This is a genomic window from Clostridium massiliamazoniense, from assembly GCF_001403635.1.
In the GTDB taxonomy this organism is placed as follows: domain Bacteria; phylum Bacillota; class Clostridia; order Clostridiales; family Clostridiaceae; genus Sarcina; species Sarcina massiliamazoniense.
Genome location: NZ_LN879468.1, coordinates 1,404,310 through 1,421,095, shown reverse-complemented (window position 1 = coordinate 1,421,095; position 16,786 = coordinate 1,404,310). Strand labels below are relative to the sequence as shown.

17 protein-coding genes are annotated in these 16,786 nt (G+C 28.4%); 15 read left to right on the top strand and 2 right to left on the bottom strand.

What is annotated here, in order from left to right; all coding sequences use genetic code 11:
• Positions 1-155: 155 nt before the first annotated feature.
• The 3 genes from spoIIR to rho all read left to right on the top strand — a co-directional run bounded on the left by spoIIR (position 156) and on the right by rho (position 2,970).
• A complete protein-coding gene (gene spoIIR, locus ARA19_RS13570; protein ID WP_055071495.1) occupies positions 156-767 on the top strand; it encodes a stage II sporulation protein R in 612 nt (203 codons plus the stop codon).
• Between the two features lie 65 nt (positions 768-832).
• Complete coding sequence (locus tag ARA19_RS13565; RefSeq protein ID WP_055071494.1) at positions 833-1,249, top strand: YwiB family protein; 417 nt, start codon at positions 833-835, stop codon at positions 1,247-1,249.
• Positions 1,250-1,497: 248 nt separating this feature from the next.
• On the top strand, positions 1,498-2,970 hold the full coding sequence (gene rho, locus ARA19_RS13560) for a transcription termination factor Rho (RefSeq protein WP_055072125.1): 1,473 nt from the start codon (positions 1,498-1,500) through the stop codon (positions 2,968-2,970).
• A gap of 19 nt (positions 2,971-2,989) precedes the next feature.
• Here rho and ARA19_RS13555 read toward each other — a convergent pair whose 3' ends face one another.
• Together ARA19_RS13555 and rpmE are read right to left on the bottom strand one after the other, a co-directional pair.
• Positions 2,990-4,108 (bottom strand): MGDG synthase family glycosyltransferase, encoded by a 1,119-nt coding sequence (locus ARA19_RS13555; protein WP_055071493.1) that lies wholly within the window; start codon positions 4,106-4,108, stop codon positions 2,990-2,992.
• A 138-nt stretch (positions 4,109-4,246) separates the two neighbouring features.
• A complete protein-coding gene (gene rpmE / locus ARA19_RS13550) occupies positions 4,247-4,450 on the bottom strand; it encodes a 50S ribosomal protein L31 (protein ID WP_055071492.1) in 204 nt (67 codons plus the stop codon).
• Between the two features lie 305 nt (positions 4,451-4,755).
• Here rpmE and ARA19_RS13545 point away from each other — a divergent pair, with 305 nt between their 5' ends.
• The 12 genes from ARA19_RS13545 to atpE all read left to right on the top strand — a co-directional run bounded on the left by ARA19_RS13545 (position 4,756) and on the right by atpE (position 16,749).
• On the top strand, positions 4,756-5,337 hold the full coding sequence (locus ARA19_RS13545; protein ID WP_055071491.1) for a thymidine kinase: 582 nt from the start codon (positions 4,756-4,758) through the stop codon (positions 5,335-5,337).
• A 29-nt stretch (positions 5,338-5,366) separates the two neighbouring features.
• A complete protein-coding gene (gene prmC, locus ARA19_RS13540) occupies positions 5,367-7,127 on the top strand; it encodes a peptide chain release factor N(5)-glutamine methyltransferase (RefSeq protein WP_055071490.1) in 1,761 nt (586 codons plus the stop codon).
• Between the two features lie 41 nt (positions 7,128-7,168).
• Positions 7,169-8,248, top strand: coding sequence for a peptide chain release factor 1 (gene prfA / locus ARA19_RS13535; protein WP_055071489.1), 1,080 nt, complete (start codon positions 7,169-7,171; stop codon positions 8,246-8,248).
• 154 nt (positions 8,249-8,402) lie between these two features.
• Entirely contained in the window at positions 8,403-8,990 is a 588-nt protein-coding gene (locus ARA19_RS13530) for a hypothetical protein (protein WP_055071488.1), read from the top strand.
• A gap of 20 nt (positions 8,991-9,010) precedes the next feature.
• Complete coding sequence (locus tag ARA19_RS13525; RefSeq protein WP_055071487.1) at positions 9,011-10,063, top strand: L-threonylcarbamoyladenylate synthase; 1,053 nt, start codon at positions 9,011-9,013, stop codon at positions 10,061-10,063.
• A 390-nt stretch (positions 10,064-10,453) separates the two neighbouring features.
• Complete coding sequence (rpiB, locus tag ARA19_RS13520; RefSeq protein WP_055071486.1) at positions 10,454-10,900, top strand: ribose 5-phosphate isomerase B; 447 nt, start codon at positions 10,454-10,456, stop codon at positions 10,898-10,900.
• Positions 10,901-10,927: 27 nt separating this feature from the next.
• Entirely contained in the window at positions 10,928-11,557 is a 630-nt protein-coding gene (gene upp / locus ARA19_RS13515; RefSeq protein ID WP_055071485.1) for a uracil phosphoribosyltransferase, read from the top strand.
• A gap of 525 nt (positions 11,558-12,082) precedes the next feature.
• Positions 12,083-13,240, top strand: coding sequence for a non-hydrolyzing UDP-N-acetylglucosamine 2-epimerase (wecB, locus tag ARA19_RS13510; protein WP_055071484.1), 1,158 nt, complete (start codon positions 12,083-12,085; stop codon positions 13,238-13,240).
• 191 nt (positions 13,241-13,431) lie between these two features.
• A complete protein-coding gene (locus ARA19_RS13505) occupies positions 13,432-14,613 on the top strand; it encodes an acetyl-CoA C-acetyltransferase (protein WP_055071483.1) in 1,182 nt (393 codons plus the stop codon).
• A gap of 762 nt (positions 14,614-15,375) precedes the next feature.
• Positions 15,376-15,759: an ATP synthase subunit I gene (locus ARA19_RS13500; protein ID WP_242862449.1), complete on the top strand. Its 384-nt coding sequence runs from the start codon at positions 15,376-15,378 to the stop codon at positions 15,757-15,759.
• 47 nt (positions 15,760-15,806) lie between these two features.
• Positions 15,807-16,481 (top strand): F0F1 ATP synthase subunit A, encoded by a 675-nt coding sequence (locus ARA19_RS13495; RefSeq protein ID WP_055071481.1) that lies wholly within the window; start codon positions 15,807-15,809, stop codon positions 16,479-16,481.
• Positions 16,482-16,530: 49 nt separating this feature from the next.
• Positions 16,531-16,749, top strand: a complete 219-nt coding sequence (atpE, locus tag ARA19_RS13490) for an ATP synthase F0 subunit C (RefSeq protein ID WP_055071480.1) — start codon at positions 16,531-16,533, stop codon at positions 16,747-16,749.
• Positions 16,750-16,786: the final 37 nt, after the last annotated feature.

The window sequence follows — 16,786 nt, the reverse complement described above, 5'->3', positions numbered from 1 at the left end:
ATTAAAGTTTATTAAAGATAGTTTTAAATTTAGAGGTTGGTTTAATACAACCTCTTTTTATATTTAAATTGAAATATATAGTAAAAATATTTTTTAAAATTATGTATAAAAAAAATATCCTTGGTGATAATTAAGTTATCAGGGGGGATGTTAATATGAAAAAATATATTGGTTTAATTAGTATTATAGGAATTATTGTTTTAATGTTTAATACAAAAGGAGTACAAGCTACTAAAAGCTTAGATGGTATAGATGAAAAATTAATAAGGTTTCATGTTTTAGCAAATAGTAATTCAGAAGAAGATCAAACTTTAAAATTAAAAGTGAGGGACAAGGTGTTGGAATACATTACTCCAAAACTTGAAAAGTCTAAATCTATAGATGAGTCTAGATCTATATTAAAAAAGGAAGAGAATAATATGGTTAATGTTGCTAGTGAAGTTATAAAGAATGAGGGATATAGCTATAGTGTTAAAACTACTTTAGGAAGAACTAATTTTCCAGAGAAAACTTATGGTAATATAACTCTTCCACAAGGGGAATATGAAGCATTTAGAATACTAATAGGTGAAGCAAAGGGAGAGAACTGGTGGTGTGTTATGTTTCCACCATTATGTTTTGTTGATATGACAAAGGGACAAATAAGTTATGAAAAAAGTGAGGAAGAAATAAAAAAGGTATTGTCAGAGGAAGAGGCAAATGCTGTTATAGATAAAGAAAATAGTAAGATTGAGTTAAGATTCAAATTATTAGAGCTATTAAAATAAAACTTGATAAAAGTAAGTAAAAATTTTAAACTATTCTATATATTAAACAGTATGGAGGAGTCTTAATGGAAAAGAAAGCAATTATAAAAGTATCTAGCTTACAACTAAGTGGTGAAAGTGATAAAATAGAAGTTATAAGCAAAGGGCTTTTTAAAAGATTAGAAAATAGATATGAAGTTTCTTATGAAGAAAGTGAAATATCAGGAATGGAAGGAACAACTACGACTGTTAAAATAGAAGATGATAAAGTTATATTAGAGAGAAAGGGAACTACGGAGTCATTAATTGTTTTTGAAAATGAAGGAAGTCATGTGTCATTATATAATACACCTTATGGTATGCTTGAGCTTGTAACTAATACTAAAGCTTTAGAAGTAGATGTTGATGACAATGGTGGAAGTGTAAAAATAGATTACGAAATAGCTATTGCAGGACAAGAACCAATAAAAACAAATTTAACTCTAGAAGTTTCAGCTAAATAGACATATATTATAAGGGCTAAATTAGGTTCAGGTTTATTTGGCCCTTTATAAGCTTTTAAATTATATAAAGAAGAGGTATTATATAAATATAATAAAAATCTTGTTAATGATTACCTTAAAGTATTATAATAAAAGAATAATCAGTTAAAATCAGAATAAATCTCTACATAAATTCTTACCTTTAAAAACTCCCAAGCATATAGTTAAAAGAAATAGGAGGTGGCTGCTAGGTGCAAGCTTACGATAAAATGAATTTATCTCAATTAAAAGAGATAGCTAAAGAATTAGGTATAAAAAACTTATCAAAGAAAAAGAAAAGTGAAATAATAGAAGAAATAATAGAGCTAGAAAAAGGTAAAGTTGTAAATAATATAGATAAAAAAAATTCAGAGGAAAAAAAAGAAAACTCAAATGTTAATGGTATAGAGAAGAATGGAGTAATTTTAAGAGAAAAAATAGCTCCAAAAAATAGAGAAGAAGTTACTAATAGACCAGAGAGAATTAATAATAGATATAATAATACTATGGAAAGAAACATAGAAAATACAGAAGAAAAAAAAGAAAAGTTTAAAGAGATGGTGAACACTTCAAATACAGCTAAAGGTGTATTAGAAATTTTAGAACCTAATAATTTTGGTTTCTTAAGATGTAGAAACTACTTAACTGGAGAAGGAGATATTTATGTTTCTCCATCACAAATAAGAAGATTTAATTTAAAAACTGGAGACCAAGTAGAAGGAAAAATAAGAGAACCAAAAGAAGGAGAAAAATTTAAGGCTCTTTTATATGTTGATAGAGTAAATGGAGATAGTCCAGAAAAAGCAATAAGAAGAAAGCATTTTGAACATTTAACACCTATATACCCTAATGAAAGATTAAGGTTAGAAACAAATAATAGTTCCGACTTAAGTTCTAGACTTATGGACATAATTTGTCCAATAGGAAAGGGGCAAAGAGGAATTATAGTAGCACCTCCTAAGGCTGGTAAGACTACACTTCTTAAAAAAATAGCTCAAAATATATCAGCAAATTATCCAGAAATAGAACTTTTAGTATTATTAGTAGATGAAAGACCAGAAGAAGTTACAGATATGAAGAGAAGTATAAATGGGGAGGTTATATATTCAACTTTTGATGAAGAACCTCAAAATCATATTAAAGTAGCACAAATGGTTTTAGAAAGAGCAAAAAGAATGGTAGAGCAAGGGAAAGATATAGTTATACTTATGGATTCTCTTACAAGATTATCAAGGGCTTATAATCTTACTATAACTCCAACAGGAAGAACTCTTTCAGGAGGATTAGATCCAGGAGCTTTAATAATGCCTAAAAAGTTCTTCGGAGCAGCTAGAAATATAGAAGAGGGTGGAAGCTTAACTATATTGGCAACTGCTTTAGTGGAAACAGGAAGTAGAATGGATGATATGATTTTTGAAGAATTTAAGGGTACAGGAAATATGGAAGTACACTTAGATAGAAAACTTCAAGAAAGAAGAATATTCCCTGCAATTGATATATATAAATCAGGGACTAGAAAAGAAGATTTATTATTAAAACCAGAGGAAAAAGATGTAGCATATTCTATAAGAAAAGTTATGTATAAAGAAGATAATAAAGATAATGTAACTGAAAAGTTAATTAACATATTATCTAAAACAAAAAATAATGAGGAATTTATAGTGAGCTATAATAAGACTATGGAACAAGAAGATAATAAATAGAAAAAGAGGATGTATCTAGTTATTTTGATACATCCTCTTTATATAAACTATTAAATAGTTCTATGGTTTTTTCTATAGAAAAGTCTTTAGAAATTCTATTCATATTTTCTTTCATTTGTTGAAGCTTTTCTGGAGTTTCAATTAGATAATCTATAGTTTCATTTAATAAATCTAAATTCTTAACTCTTATAGCAGTACCTTCCTTACAAAGGAAATTAGCATTTTCACTTTCTTGCCCAGGGATAACAAAAGGAATAATCATTGGAAGGCTTTTGTGGATAGCTTCAGTAGCAGTTAAGCCGCCAGGTTTAGTGATTATTAAATCCATTTTATCCATAAGTTCTGGGATAGTATTAACAAAACCTAAGATAGATATATTCTTATCTTTAAAGTTTTCAGTTCCATAATTTAAAGTAAGTTCTTCTCTTAAATCTTCGTTTCTTCCACAGACTATTGTTATATCAAGTTTATTTTTATTTAAAACTAGTTTTTTTAATACAGATGAAATACTAGAAAGTCCCATACTACCACCCATAAGTAATATGTTAAAGTCTGACTTAGGTGTAGATATAGACTTTGGTACATTTCTTTTATAAAATTTTTTATTAACAGGTATACCTAAAGGATAGATAGTGTCTTCATCTATTCCTTGCTGAGCAAGTTTTTCCTTTGAATATTGACTACCTGTTATGTAGGCATCTAAATTTTTAGCAAAATAAGTATAATGTGGATTAAAATCTGTAGTTATTGATACAACAGGGATATTTATTATACCATCCCTTTTTAAGTAATCAAGAACAAATACAGATAAAGGGTGAGTGCATGCAATAATATTTGGCTCATATGTGTTTATACAATTCAAGATACTTTTTTTACTAGATCTAAAAGCTTTAGATAAAATTCCATTTATCCCTTTAAAGTTAGTAACTTTATAAACTGCCCCATATACTCGTGGAAGCATAGTTGCAGAAAAGTCATAACCTCCAACAATGACATTATCTAAAATTTTACTACCTCCATCAAGAAAATCATAAATCAGAATTTCAGTATGATCATCTTTTAAAATATCTCTTAATGCCTTGGCAGCCTGGTTATGCCCTTCACCGGTTGCTGTTGATAATATTAAAATTTTTCGCATAAAAAATTCACTCTTTCAATTAAATTCAATTAATATAATATCATAGAATCTTATTTGTGGAACATTAAACTTTAAAAAAAATTTACAAAATATAAAATAAAAAAAGAGAAAGAAATAGTTCTTTCTCTTTTAGAAAAATTACTTAATGTTGAATCTCTTGTTGAATTTATCAACTCTTCCACCAACATCAACGATTTTTTGCTTACCAGTGTAGAATGGATGGCACTTAGCGCATATTTCAACTTTTAATTCATCTTTAACTGAACCAGTTGTGAAAGTGTTTCCACATGCACACTTAACTACAGTTTCGTGATTGTAATCTGGATGTATGCCGTTTTTCATATTTTTCACCTCTTTTTGATTTTTACAATTATTTCAAACAATTGTTTTAAACAACTGTATTAAAGTATATCACGAGGTGAAAAATACGTCAATAGTTTAAAATACTATTCCTTTAAGTTATAATGATATGAAGTAAATGTAATAAATAATAAACAATTTCAATAATCATTAAATCAAAATTAAATCATCTAAATAGTTGATATTTCTTTATAAGGAATAAAAAGTAAAATAAAGTTATTATCATCTATTGAATAAAAATAAATTTTGATTATATGCAATAAAATGACAAGAGGGAGATAATTTTTATGAGTAAGTTATATTTTAGATATGGTGCTATGAATTCAGGAAAATCAACTCACTTAATGCAAGTGGCACATAATTATGAAGAACGAGGGATGAAAATCGTTTTAATAAAACCAGCTATTGACAAAAAAGGTGAGGATAAAATCGTATCTAGACTAGGTGTTGAGAGAAAAGCAGATATGCTCATTAGTAATGAAGACAATATATTAGAGAGAATTCAAGAAAGATTAAAAACTCATTCTATGGATTGTATTATTGTAGATGAAGTTCAATTTTTAAAGAGCTATCATATAGATCAATTATTTGAAATAGCAGTTAGTTATGATATTCCAGTAATATGTTATGGACTTAGAACTGACTTCCAAATGAATGGTTTTGAAGGGAGTTCTAGATTATTGCTTATAGCACATAGTATAGAAGAAATGAAAACAATATGTACTTGTGGTAAAAAGGCAATATTAAATGGTAGAAAAATAAATGGTAAGTTTATTTTTGAGGGTGAGCAAGTAGCTATTGACGATGGTGGCGAAGTAGAGTATGAATCATTGTGTGGAGAATGTTACTTTAAATATAAGAAAAATTAAATAAATCCTTATAAATGAGGGGAGATTTTATGGGAGAAAATTATGTTGGTGGTCAAGCAGTCTTAGATGGCGTTATGATGAGGGGCAAAAAAGGAAAAGCTACAGCAGTAAGAAATGAAAAAGGTAATATAGAAATTGATATTGAAAGATATAATATTACAGTTGAAAGACCAATTGATAAAATACCCGTTTTGAGGGGAATGATTTCTTTAGGAAGTACTATAGAAGCAGGACTAGAATCTTTTAATTATTCTATTAGTAATTATGACGAAAATGATTTAGAAAATTGGCTTAAAGAAAAATTGGGGAAAAATATAGAAAAACTCCCTAAAAACTTTATGTTATATCTTTCAGTTTTTTTGTCTATAATTATATTTGTGATTTTTCCAACTTTAGTAACTAGTATATTTAAACTATTAAAGTTAAAAAATTTCCAGTTGACTTTAATAGAAGGGATAATAACATTAACATTATTAATTATTTATCTACTAATAATTAGGTCTAATGATATGGTAAAGAATTTATTTGCAAACCATGGAGCTGAACATAAAACAATAAATTGTTATGAAAGTAAGGAAAAATTAACTGTAGAAAATGTGATGAAGTTTAATAGATTACATAAGAGATGTGGTACTAATTTTTTATTTAATGTTATTTTTATAAATACTATACTTAGTTTATTTATAGGATGGAAATTTGTATCATTGAGAATAGTAGCTAGAATTTTAATTATGTCTTTAGCTATAGGGATAACCTATGAAATAATAAGGTGGATAGGCAAGAGTAATAGCTTACTTAGCAATTTAGTAGCATATCCGGGAATGAAGTTACAAATATTAACTACAAGTGAACCAACTATTAGAGAAATTGAGGTGGCTATAATGGCTTTGAAGGCATCAGAAGGATTAAAAGTAGAAAAAAGAGTAGATGAATTATTGAATGAAGCTACTGAAATATTAAGAAATAATAACGTTGAGACAAGTAGATTAGATGCTCAACTTTTATTAGGGAAAGTACTTGATAAAAATAAGCTTTGGTTAATAACAAATAATGATTTTAGAGTATCAGAAGATCTTGAAAATGAATTTTTTGACTTAGTAAAAAAGAGAAGTGAAAAAATGCCCATTAAATATATACTAGGAAAAGCAGAATTTATGGGATTAGACTTTAATGTAAAAGAAGGTGTACTAATTCCAAGACCAGACACAGAAATACTAGTTGAAGAAGTATTAAAGAATATTGATGAAAATGAAGAGTTAAAGCTATGTGATTTATGTTGTGGAAGCGGTGCTATTGGATTATCCTTAGGGACATTTAGAAAAAATATAAGTGTTGACTTAGTAGATATAGATGATATACCAAAAGAAGTTACACTTAGCAATATAAAAAGTTTAAATCTTGAAGGAAGAGCTAATTTTATTCAAAGTGATTTATTTAATAATTTACAAGGAAAAATCTATGATATTATTGTTTCAAATCCTCCTTATATAAGAAATGAGGTTATAGAAACATTAATGGATGATGTTAAAAATTATGAGCCGCATTTAGCTCTTGCTGGAGGAGAAGATGGCTTAGTATTCTACAGGAAGATTATAAAAGAAAGTAAAGGTTATTTAAAGAATGACGGTATATTAGCCTTTGAGATAGGTCATGACCAAGGAGAGGATGTTAAATTATTGATGGAAAATGATAATTTTACTTCTTTGGAAATAATAAAAGATTTAGCAGGTCATGATAGAGTTGTTATAGGGAAACTAAATGTTGATAAAGAGAAAAAAATTATGTTATAATAATTAAATATGAAAATCTATGTTACGGAGTGATAAATAAAATGCTTGATAGATTAAATTTTATTGAAAATAAATATGATGAACTGTCAGTTAAAATAAGTGATCCATCAATTATGGCTAACCAAAGTGAATGGAGAAAATTATGTAAAGAACATGCTGACTTAGAAGTTATAGTTAATAAGTATAAAGAGTATAGAAATGTGCTTGAAGACTTAGAGGCTAACAAAGAAATGGCTAGTGAAGAATCAGATCCAGAAATGAAAGAAATGATTCAAGCTGAAATAAAGGATCTTGGCGAAAGCAAAGAGAACTTAGAAAATGAAATACAAATATTATTATTACCAAAGGACCCTAATGATGATAAAAACGTCTTTGTTGAAATCAGAGCAGGTGCTGGTGGTGAAGAAGCTGCATTATTTGCATCAAATTTATTCAGAATGTATACAAAATACGCTGAAAAAAATAGATGGAAAGTGGAAATAATGAGTTTAAATGAAACAGACCTTGGTGGATTCAAGGAAGTTGTATTCATGGTAAAAGGTGACGGAGCTTACTCAAAAATGAAATATGAAAGTGGAGCACATAGAGTTCAAAGAGTACCTGATACAGAAAGCTCAGGAAGAATACATACATCAACAGCAACTGTAGCTGTACTTCCAGAGGTTGATGACGTAGAAATAGAAATCAGTGATAAAGACATAAGAATAGATGTGTTTAGAGCTTCAGGTAATGGTGGACAATGCGTTAATACAACTGACTCAGCTGTAAGAATTACTCACTTACCAACAGGTATGGTTGTTTCATGTCAAGATGAAAAATCACAGCTTAAGAATAAAGAAAAAGCTATGAAGGTTTTAAAAGCTAGACTTTATGACAAGGCAGAGCAAGAAAGACTTGCAGGTATAGCTGAAGATAGAAAGAGTCAAGTGGGTACTGGAGATAGAAGTGAAAAAATAAGAACTTATAACTATCCACAGGGAAGAGTTACAGACCATAGAATAAAGTTAACACTTTATAAGCTAGATTCATTCTTAGATGGAGATATTGATGAAATACTTAATGCTTTAATAACAGAGGATCAAGCTCAAAAAATGAAACAAATGGGTAATACCAGCTTTTAATAGTAGTGGAGCTATATCAATGCTTGGAGATAGGTTCTAAAGGTCATAGGTGGCTAGAAAATAAAGTAGCTATATTTTCTAATTGCTTGAGTTTTAGTATTTCTGAGCCTTTGATAGGCTCCTTTTAAATTTTAAAAAATAAAGGGAGAGACTAATGTTTATAGATAAAGCAATAAAGAAACAGGAAAAAGCATTTGGAAGATTTAATGTATTTATGATCTTTCTGTTTATATTGTTTCCGGTACTTGTTTTGGCGTTTCAAGTTAAGAATATATATGTATATTGCTACTTAGTAGTATTAGAAATAGCAATAATATTTTGCTTAGTAGGATCAAAGGAAAAAATGACCCTTAAATATATTTGTAAGAATAATTTTTTAAAAATAAAAATAAGTATCTTTATTAAATCTATTAAAATAATTTGTGATAAAATAGTATTAGTTCATACAGAGAAAAAGGGTGATGATATAGAAATAATAGTTGTCACTACTACAAAAGTAGGAAAAAGAGCTTTCAAATTAATTGGAAAAAGTGTTTTAAAAACTTATCCTACGTTAGCAGTTGAGTATGAAAAAATCCAAAAAAGAAATAAAGATACAAACTATTATTATATGATAATAAAAAATGGTGGATTTAATAAATTTACCTTATTAGATGATATGTATAAAAGTTGTGTTAAAGCTACATTTACAGGAGACACCATAGAAAACATAAAAATTGCTAGAGGGCAAAAAGAAATTTAAAAACTAAAGGGTGATTAAATATGTATACTAAAAAGGCTTACATAGAAAATTTAGAACTACAAGAAGATTTTTTAAATGAAGCAGCTGAAGTTATAAAAAATGGAGGGACTGTTGCTTTTCCTACAGAAACAGTTTATGGATTAGGTGCTAATGCTTTAGATGACGAAGCTGTTAAAAAAATATTTGTAGCTAAAGGAAGACCACAGGATAATCCTTTAATAATTCATGTAGCTTCAAGAGAAATAGATGAATATGTTGAAGAAATTCCAGAAATAGCAGAAAAATTAATGGATAAATTTTGGCCAGGACCTTTAACATTAATATTAAAAAAGAAAGCTATAATACCAAAAGAAACATCAGCTAATTTAGAGACTATAGGAATAAGAATGCCCAATAATAAAATTGCTTTAGAGTTAATTAAGAAAAGTGGAGTTCCTATAGCAGCACCTTCAGCTAATATATCAGGAAGACCAAGTCCTACAGATATGGAAAGATGTGTGGAAGATTTAGATGGTAGAGTCGATTATATAATAGGTGGAGAAAAAAGTGATGTTGGAGTAGAATCAACTATAGTTGATTTAACAGTTGATCCACCTTGTATTTTAAGACCTGGTGGAGTGACCTTAGAAATGCTTCAAGAGTTTCATAGTGGAGCATATATAGATAAAGCTATATTATTAGAAACAACTAATAGTGATTTTAAACCTAAAGCACCAGGAATGAAGTATAGACATTATGCACCAAAAGCAAAAGTTAGGGTAATCCGAGGAAATAAAGAAAAAATGGTTGAAAAAATTATAAAAATGGTGCATAATTACAGAGATGACAATTTAAAAGTAGGTATAATCGCTACAGATGAAACTAAGGATAGATATAAAGATGTAGATGTCATTAGTTTAGGTAGTAGAGAAAACCTTGATGAAATTGCTAGAAGCCTATTTGAGAGCTTAAGAGCTTTTGATGATAAAGGTGTAGATGTTATTCTTAGTGAAGCTTTTGAAGAAAGTGGAATAGGAATAGCCATAATGAATAGGTTAAAAAAAGCTTGTGGCTTTGATATAATAGATGTGTAATTAGAATAGGAGGTAGTGGTATGAAGAAAAAGTTGATAGAAAAAGAATTTTTTATAAGTTATTTTATTTCATATCATTATCTATCCAAAAAATATTGATGCTTATTTAATTAAAAAATTAATTCTTTAATTAATAAGCATTAATATTTAATTATTTTAATATTAGTTATGCTTAATTTAAAGAAGTAATAGGGATTTTTTCTTATTCTTCTTTTTTTTTATATAAACTGAAACTTAATTTAGATAGAGTTAATGCTTTATCTGAATTTTAGTGGAGGTTATTTGAGAAGCTGTGTTTGTTTAGTCTAACTTATAGAAAAGTGGAGTATTGCAAACACTAGTTATCAGATAAACAAAAGAATAAAAATTTTATTATAGGGAGGACTAAGTTATGAAGTTAGCAATAGGATGCGACCATGGTGGATTTATACTAAAAGAAGAAGTGTTAAAACACTTACAAGAAAAAGGGATAGAGTTTGAAGACTTTGGAACATATAGTTTAGAGTCTTGTGATTATCCTGATATAGCGGAAAAAGTTGCAAATGCAATAGTTTCAAAAACATGTGACCTAGGGATATTAATATGTGGTACTGGTATAGGTATCTCTATAGCAGCTAATAAAATTCCAGGAATTAGAGCAGCTTTATGTTCAGATACATTTAGTGCACATGCTTGCAGAGAACATAATAATGCTAACATTTTAGCTTTAGGAGAAAGAGTTACAGGAAAGGGATTAGCTTTAGATATAGTTGATACATTCTTAAATGCAAAGTTTGAGGGTGGTAGACATGAAAGAAGGGTTAATAAAATAGCTGAATTAGAAAATAAAAATAAATAATTGTTTGAAAATAGGGAGGAATTAAAAATGAGTAAGGTAACACAAATAGCACATCCATTAATATTACACAAATTAACTTTTATAAGAGATAAGGAAACAGGAGCTAAGGATTTTAGAGAATTAGTAGAAGAAGTTTCAATGTTAATGGCTTATGAAGCAACAAGAGACTTACAATTAAGGGAAATAGAAATAGAAACACCTATTTGTAAAACTAAATCAAAAGTTTTAGCTGGGAAGAAAATGGCTATAGTTCCAATATTAAGAGCTGGGTTAGGAATGGTTGATGGTATGCTTAAATTAATACCAGCAGCTAAAGTTGGACATATAGGGTTATATAGAGATGAAGAAACTCTTCAACCTGTAGAGTATTTCTGTAAGTTACCTCAAGATATTGCAGATAGAGAAGTTATAGTTGTTGATCCAATGCTTGCAACTGGTGGTTCAGCTGTAGATGCTATAACACTTCTAAAGCAAAAAGGGGCTAGATACATAAGATTAATGTGTCTAATATCATCACCAGAAGGTATAAAACATGTTATGGAAAATCATCCAGATGTAGATATATACGTAGGTGCTATAGATGAAAAATTAAATGAAAATGGATATATTGTTCCTGGTCTTGGAGATGCTGGAGACAGATTATTTGGAACAAAATAATTATAATAAAATAAGTTATATAAAATAAAATTCTGTTCAGGGGTAGGATTCTAAGTAGGATTTGACTAGATTATTAATTAAGCTAAGTTGAATTTATGTAATAAGGTTAGAAAATCTATCTCTGAATTTTTGTAATTAGAGCAGTAAATTAGGGGTTATTTTGTAGTAAAATGGGGTTTAAATATAAATTAATTTTATTTTTAGTTGCTATAATATTTAGCTATGTTATTATAAAGTAAGGCTTTAATAAATAAGAGTCGATTATGTTGAGGATGGACTTGGAACTTTCGATAAGTAGTTCCCTTTCTAAGAGGAAATGAATAGAAAGCTTACAGGAGCTTTAGTTGATCTTCATTTTGCACCAATAAAAGGTTCAATTAAATAATAACTATTTTATCAAAGGTGGAAAAATGGTATATTATATTAGCTAAGCATAATATAAAAGTTATTTACAATGATTATAGTACAAAGGGAGGTGAATTCGTTAAAAAGTTTTGTCTTTAAGAAACTTTTATAACGAAAAAAATGGATAAAATCAAGGTTTTAACTATATTTGGAACTAGACCAGAAGCTATAAAGATGGCTCCTCTAGTAAAAGAATTAGAAAAAAGAGAAGAAATAGAATCAAAAGTATGTGTTACAGCACAACATAGAGAAATGTTAGATCAAGTTTTAGAACTTTTTGAAATAACTCCAGAGTTTGATCTTAATATAATGAAAACACGTCAAAGTTTAACTGGAATAACAAATAGAATATTAGAAGGATTAGAAGAGCTTTTCACAAAAGAAAAACCAGATATGATATTAGTTCATGGTGACACAACAACTACTTTTGCTAGTGGTCTTGCAGCGTTTTATCAACAAATAAGAGTTGGTCATGTTGAGGCTGGACTTAGAACTTTTGATAAGTATTTCCCATTCCCAGAGGAAATGAATAGAAAGCTTACAGGAGCTTTAGCGGATCTTCATTTTGCACCAACAAAAGGTTCAAAAGGGAATCTTTTAAGAGAAGGTATAAATGAAAGTGATATATTTATAACTGGAAATACAGTTATAGATGCAATGGAACATACAGTTGAAGAAAATTATGTTTTTGAAAATGATCAATTAAATAAAATAGATTTTGAAAACAAAAAAGTTATAATGATAACAGCACATAGAAGAGAAAATTGGGGTGAAGGAATAGAAAATATTTGTGAAGCCTTAAATAAGATAGTAGAAGAAAATGAGGATGTAGAATTAGTTTACTTAGTACATCTAAATCCTATAGTTAAAGATGTTGTTGAAGCTAAATTAGGAGGAAAAGATAGAGTTCACTTATTACCACCTCTTGATACTAAAGAAACTCATAACTTAATGAACAAATGTTTCATGGTAATGACTGACTCAGGTGGATTACAAGAAGAAGCACCTCATTTAGGAAAACCAGTATTAGTTCTAAGAGGAGTAACTGAAAGACCAGAAGCTGTTGAAGCTGGAACAGTTAAACTAGTTGGAACTGATGTGGAAAAAATAGTTGAAGAAGCTAATAAGCTTATAAATGATAATGGCTATTATAGTTTGATGAGTAAAGCTGTGAATCCTTATGGAGATGGAATTGCATCAAAAAGAATAGTAGATGCTATACTTAAATATTATGGAAAATTTGATGGTGAAGTAGAAGAATTTAAAACAAATAATTAGAATATGACTATACCAATAATAGATTTATGTATAAAATATCTATTTTTTGGTATAGTTTTTTTATACTTAAAAAGATTGTTTTATTTTTAACAAATTTCTATTGAATAATATACATAAAATAGATATAATGTAATTAAATTATAATTATATAATTTTTTACAAGTAAATGATATGCTTAGGGGGAAGTTTATATGAGAGAAGTAGTAATAGTAAGTGCTGTAAGAACAGCTTTAGGAAGCTTTGGTGGAACATTAAAAGATGTGCCAGCAGTAGAACTTGGAGCAATAGTTATAAAAGAGGCTTTAAATAGAGCTGGAGTTAGCGGAAATCAAGTTGATGAAGTATTAATGGGAAATGTTGTTCAAGCTGGTCTTGGACAAAATGTAGCAAGACAAGCGGCTGTAAAAGCTGGATTACCAGTAGAAGTTCCAGCAATGACTATAAATAAGGTATGTGGTTCAGGACTAAGAACAGTATCTTTAGCAGCTCAAATGATAAAAGCTGGAGATGCTGACATAATAGTTGCTGGTGGAATGGAAAATATGTCACAAGGACCTTACGTATTAAAAACAGCTAGATATGGTCAAAGAATGGGAAATGGTCAAATGATAGATTCTATGGTAAATGATGCTCTGACTGATGCGTTTGAAGGATATCATATGGGAATTACAGCTGAAAATATAGCTGAGCAATGGAATTTAACTAGAGAAATGCAAGATGAATTTGCTGCTGCTTCTCAAGCAAAGGCTGAAGCTGCTATAAAAAATGGTAAATTTAAAGAGGAAATAGTACCAGTTGTTATACCACAAAGAAAAGGTGAACCAATTGTATTTGATACAGATGAGTTCCCAAGATTCGGAACAACTACTGAAAAATTAACGAAATTAAGACCAGCTTTTAAAAAGGATGGTACAGTAACAGCAGGTAATGCATCAGGAATAAATGATGGTGCTGCTGCAGTGGTTGTAATGAGTGCTGAAAAAGCTGCTGAACTTGGTTTAAAACCAATGGTTAAAATAGTTTCTTATGGAACAAAAGGATTAGATCCATCAATAATGGGATATGGACCATTCCATGCAACTAAGAAAGCTCTAGAAAATTCAGGATTAACAATAGGTGATATAGATTTAATAGAAGCAAATGAAGCTTTTGCATCTCAAAGTTTAGCAGTTGCTAAAGATTTAGAGTTTGATATGGAAAAAGTAAATGTCAATGGAGGGGCTATAGCTTTAGGACATCCAGTAGGTGCTTCAGGAACAAGAATATTGGTTACATTACTTCACGAAATGCAAAAAAGAGAAGATGTAAAAACAGGATTGGCTACTTTATGTATAGGTGGAGGGCTTGGAACAGCTTTAATAGTTGAAAAATAAATAAAAAAGATGAATAAAAATAGCTAAATTATCTAAACCTATATTTAATAGTTTTAGTAGTTTAGCTTTTTTTGATTGAAATGAATATTAAAAGTATTTGAAAAGTAATGAACTGATTTAAATTGGGGGTTAGATCTTTTGAAAAAGTATAAGGTTTTATTTCTTGTTAAAGTATTAAATGTTAACAAATGGTTAATGAAGTGAGAGGTTAATTTATTAGAATGATAAATTTGAAATAAATATATATAAATAACATTAAATTGATTAAGTTAAAAATATATATAAAATAATAAAAAATAAAAGAAAAAATATGCTGATTAAAAAAAAAAGATAAATAAATATAAAAAAAGAGCAAAAAATATAAAAAAAATATGAAATTATATCATTAAAAACATTCAATTAATATGTATAAAAAATAAGAATGAAAACATTATCAAAATATATTTTAAATAAAATTGTTAAAAAAATTTCAATTAAAGCTTTATATTAATTAAAGTTATAAAAAAATATGATAAATAAAGGATTTAAAGAGTATTTATCAGAATTTTCTGACAAAAGAAATTTTATTAAAAAAAAATATCATATTAACGAAAAATTAAGAAAATGTGTACATAATGAAGAAAAATAGAGCAATATTAACTTATAGTAAACAAAAGGTTAAAAAACAGTATATTTGAGAAGAAAATAGGTTTTTAAAATTTATATTTTAATCTTATAATATCACATGGATAATCATCCCGAAATAATGGAGGGATTTAATTGGTGAAAAGATTGGACAAAGAATTAAAAGAAATATTAAAAATGGTTTCTGCAATCTCAAAAATAGATATTTTATTAGGTACTATACTATCAATTATAATTCTAATTTTCAATATCTACTATGGAATTGCTTTTTTTATCGGAACCATAGTGGCAATTGTTAATTTTGCTGTCAATGCTCTAGTGATAAATAGAAGCTTTAACAGTAAAAAAGGTTCAACAATACTTATCCAAGTAAGTTATATAATAAGAATGGTAGTTATAGTGGGGATTGCTTATTTATTTAGGCATGACTACAAAACTTTATTATTCTATATGACGGGACTTATTTTCCATCAGGTAGCAATGTTTATTTATTCTAAAAGAAAAGAAAAAAATAAACATTAATATACAAAATAAATAATAATAACTTAATATGGAAAGGAAGTGATTCAATGAATATATTTGAACCTATGTTTACAGTTAAAATTGGTAGCATAGTTTTTCAAGGTCCTGTAGTTTTACAATGGGGTATAATGATTTTCCTAATAATAGTAGGAATACTATTTACAAGATCATTAAAAGTTAAACCAGGTAAAATGCAAGTAGCTTTAGAAATGTTATATGATACTATTTCTAATGTTATAGGTAGCAACATGGGAGAAAAATATATGGGGTATATACCATTTGTAGGAACTTTAGCATTGTTCTTATTTATGATGAATACTTTAGGATTAATAGGATTCCACGAACCTACAGAAGATTTAAACGTTTCCATAGCTTTAACTATAATATCTATTTTAGTTATACATGGAAATGCCATTAGAAAAAATGGCTTAGGTGCTTATCTGAAAGGATATGCAGCACCACACTGGGCTATGATTCCATTAACAATAATGGAAAGAGTAGTATTCCCAGTAGCGTTAGCGTTACGTTTATTTGGTAACATGTTAGCAGCTGTAATTATTACTGAATTATTATATAAATGGTTAGGTGGAATAACATGGGCAGCACAAATAGGGCTTCCAATAGTAGCACATTTCTATTTTGATATCTTTGATGGTACTATACAAACTATCATATTTATAATGCTAACAGTGGTAAATATAAAACTTGTAGAAAAACACTAATTTCAAACAAAAGAAAAAACAAATTAAAAACTGAGGAGGAACCAAGATTATGGGATTAACATTATTAGGTGCTGGAATAGCAGTATTAGCAGGAATAGGTGCAGGAATAGGTATAGGTATAGCAACAGGTAGAGCAACAGAAGCGATAGCAAGACAACCAGAAGCAGCAGATAAAATTCAAAGCTTATTCATCATGGGAGCTGGTTTATCAGAAGCAACTGCAATCTACGGATTCGTTATATCAATAATATTATTATTCGTAAAATAATAACTAAGAATAATTTTAATGGAATCCGAAGGAGGAA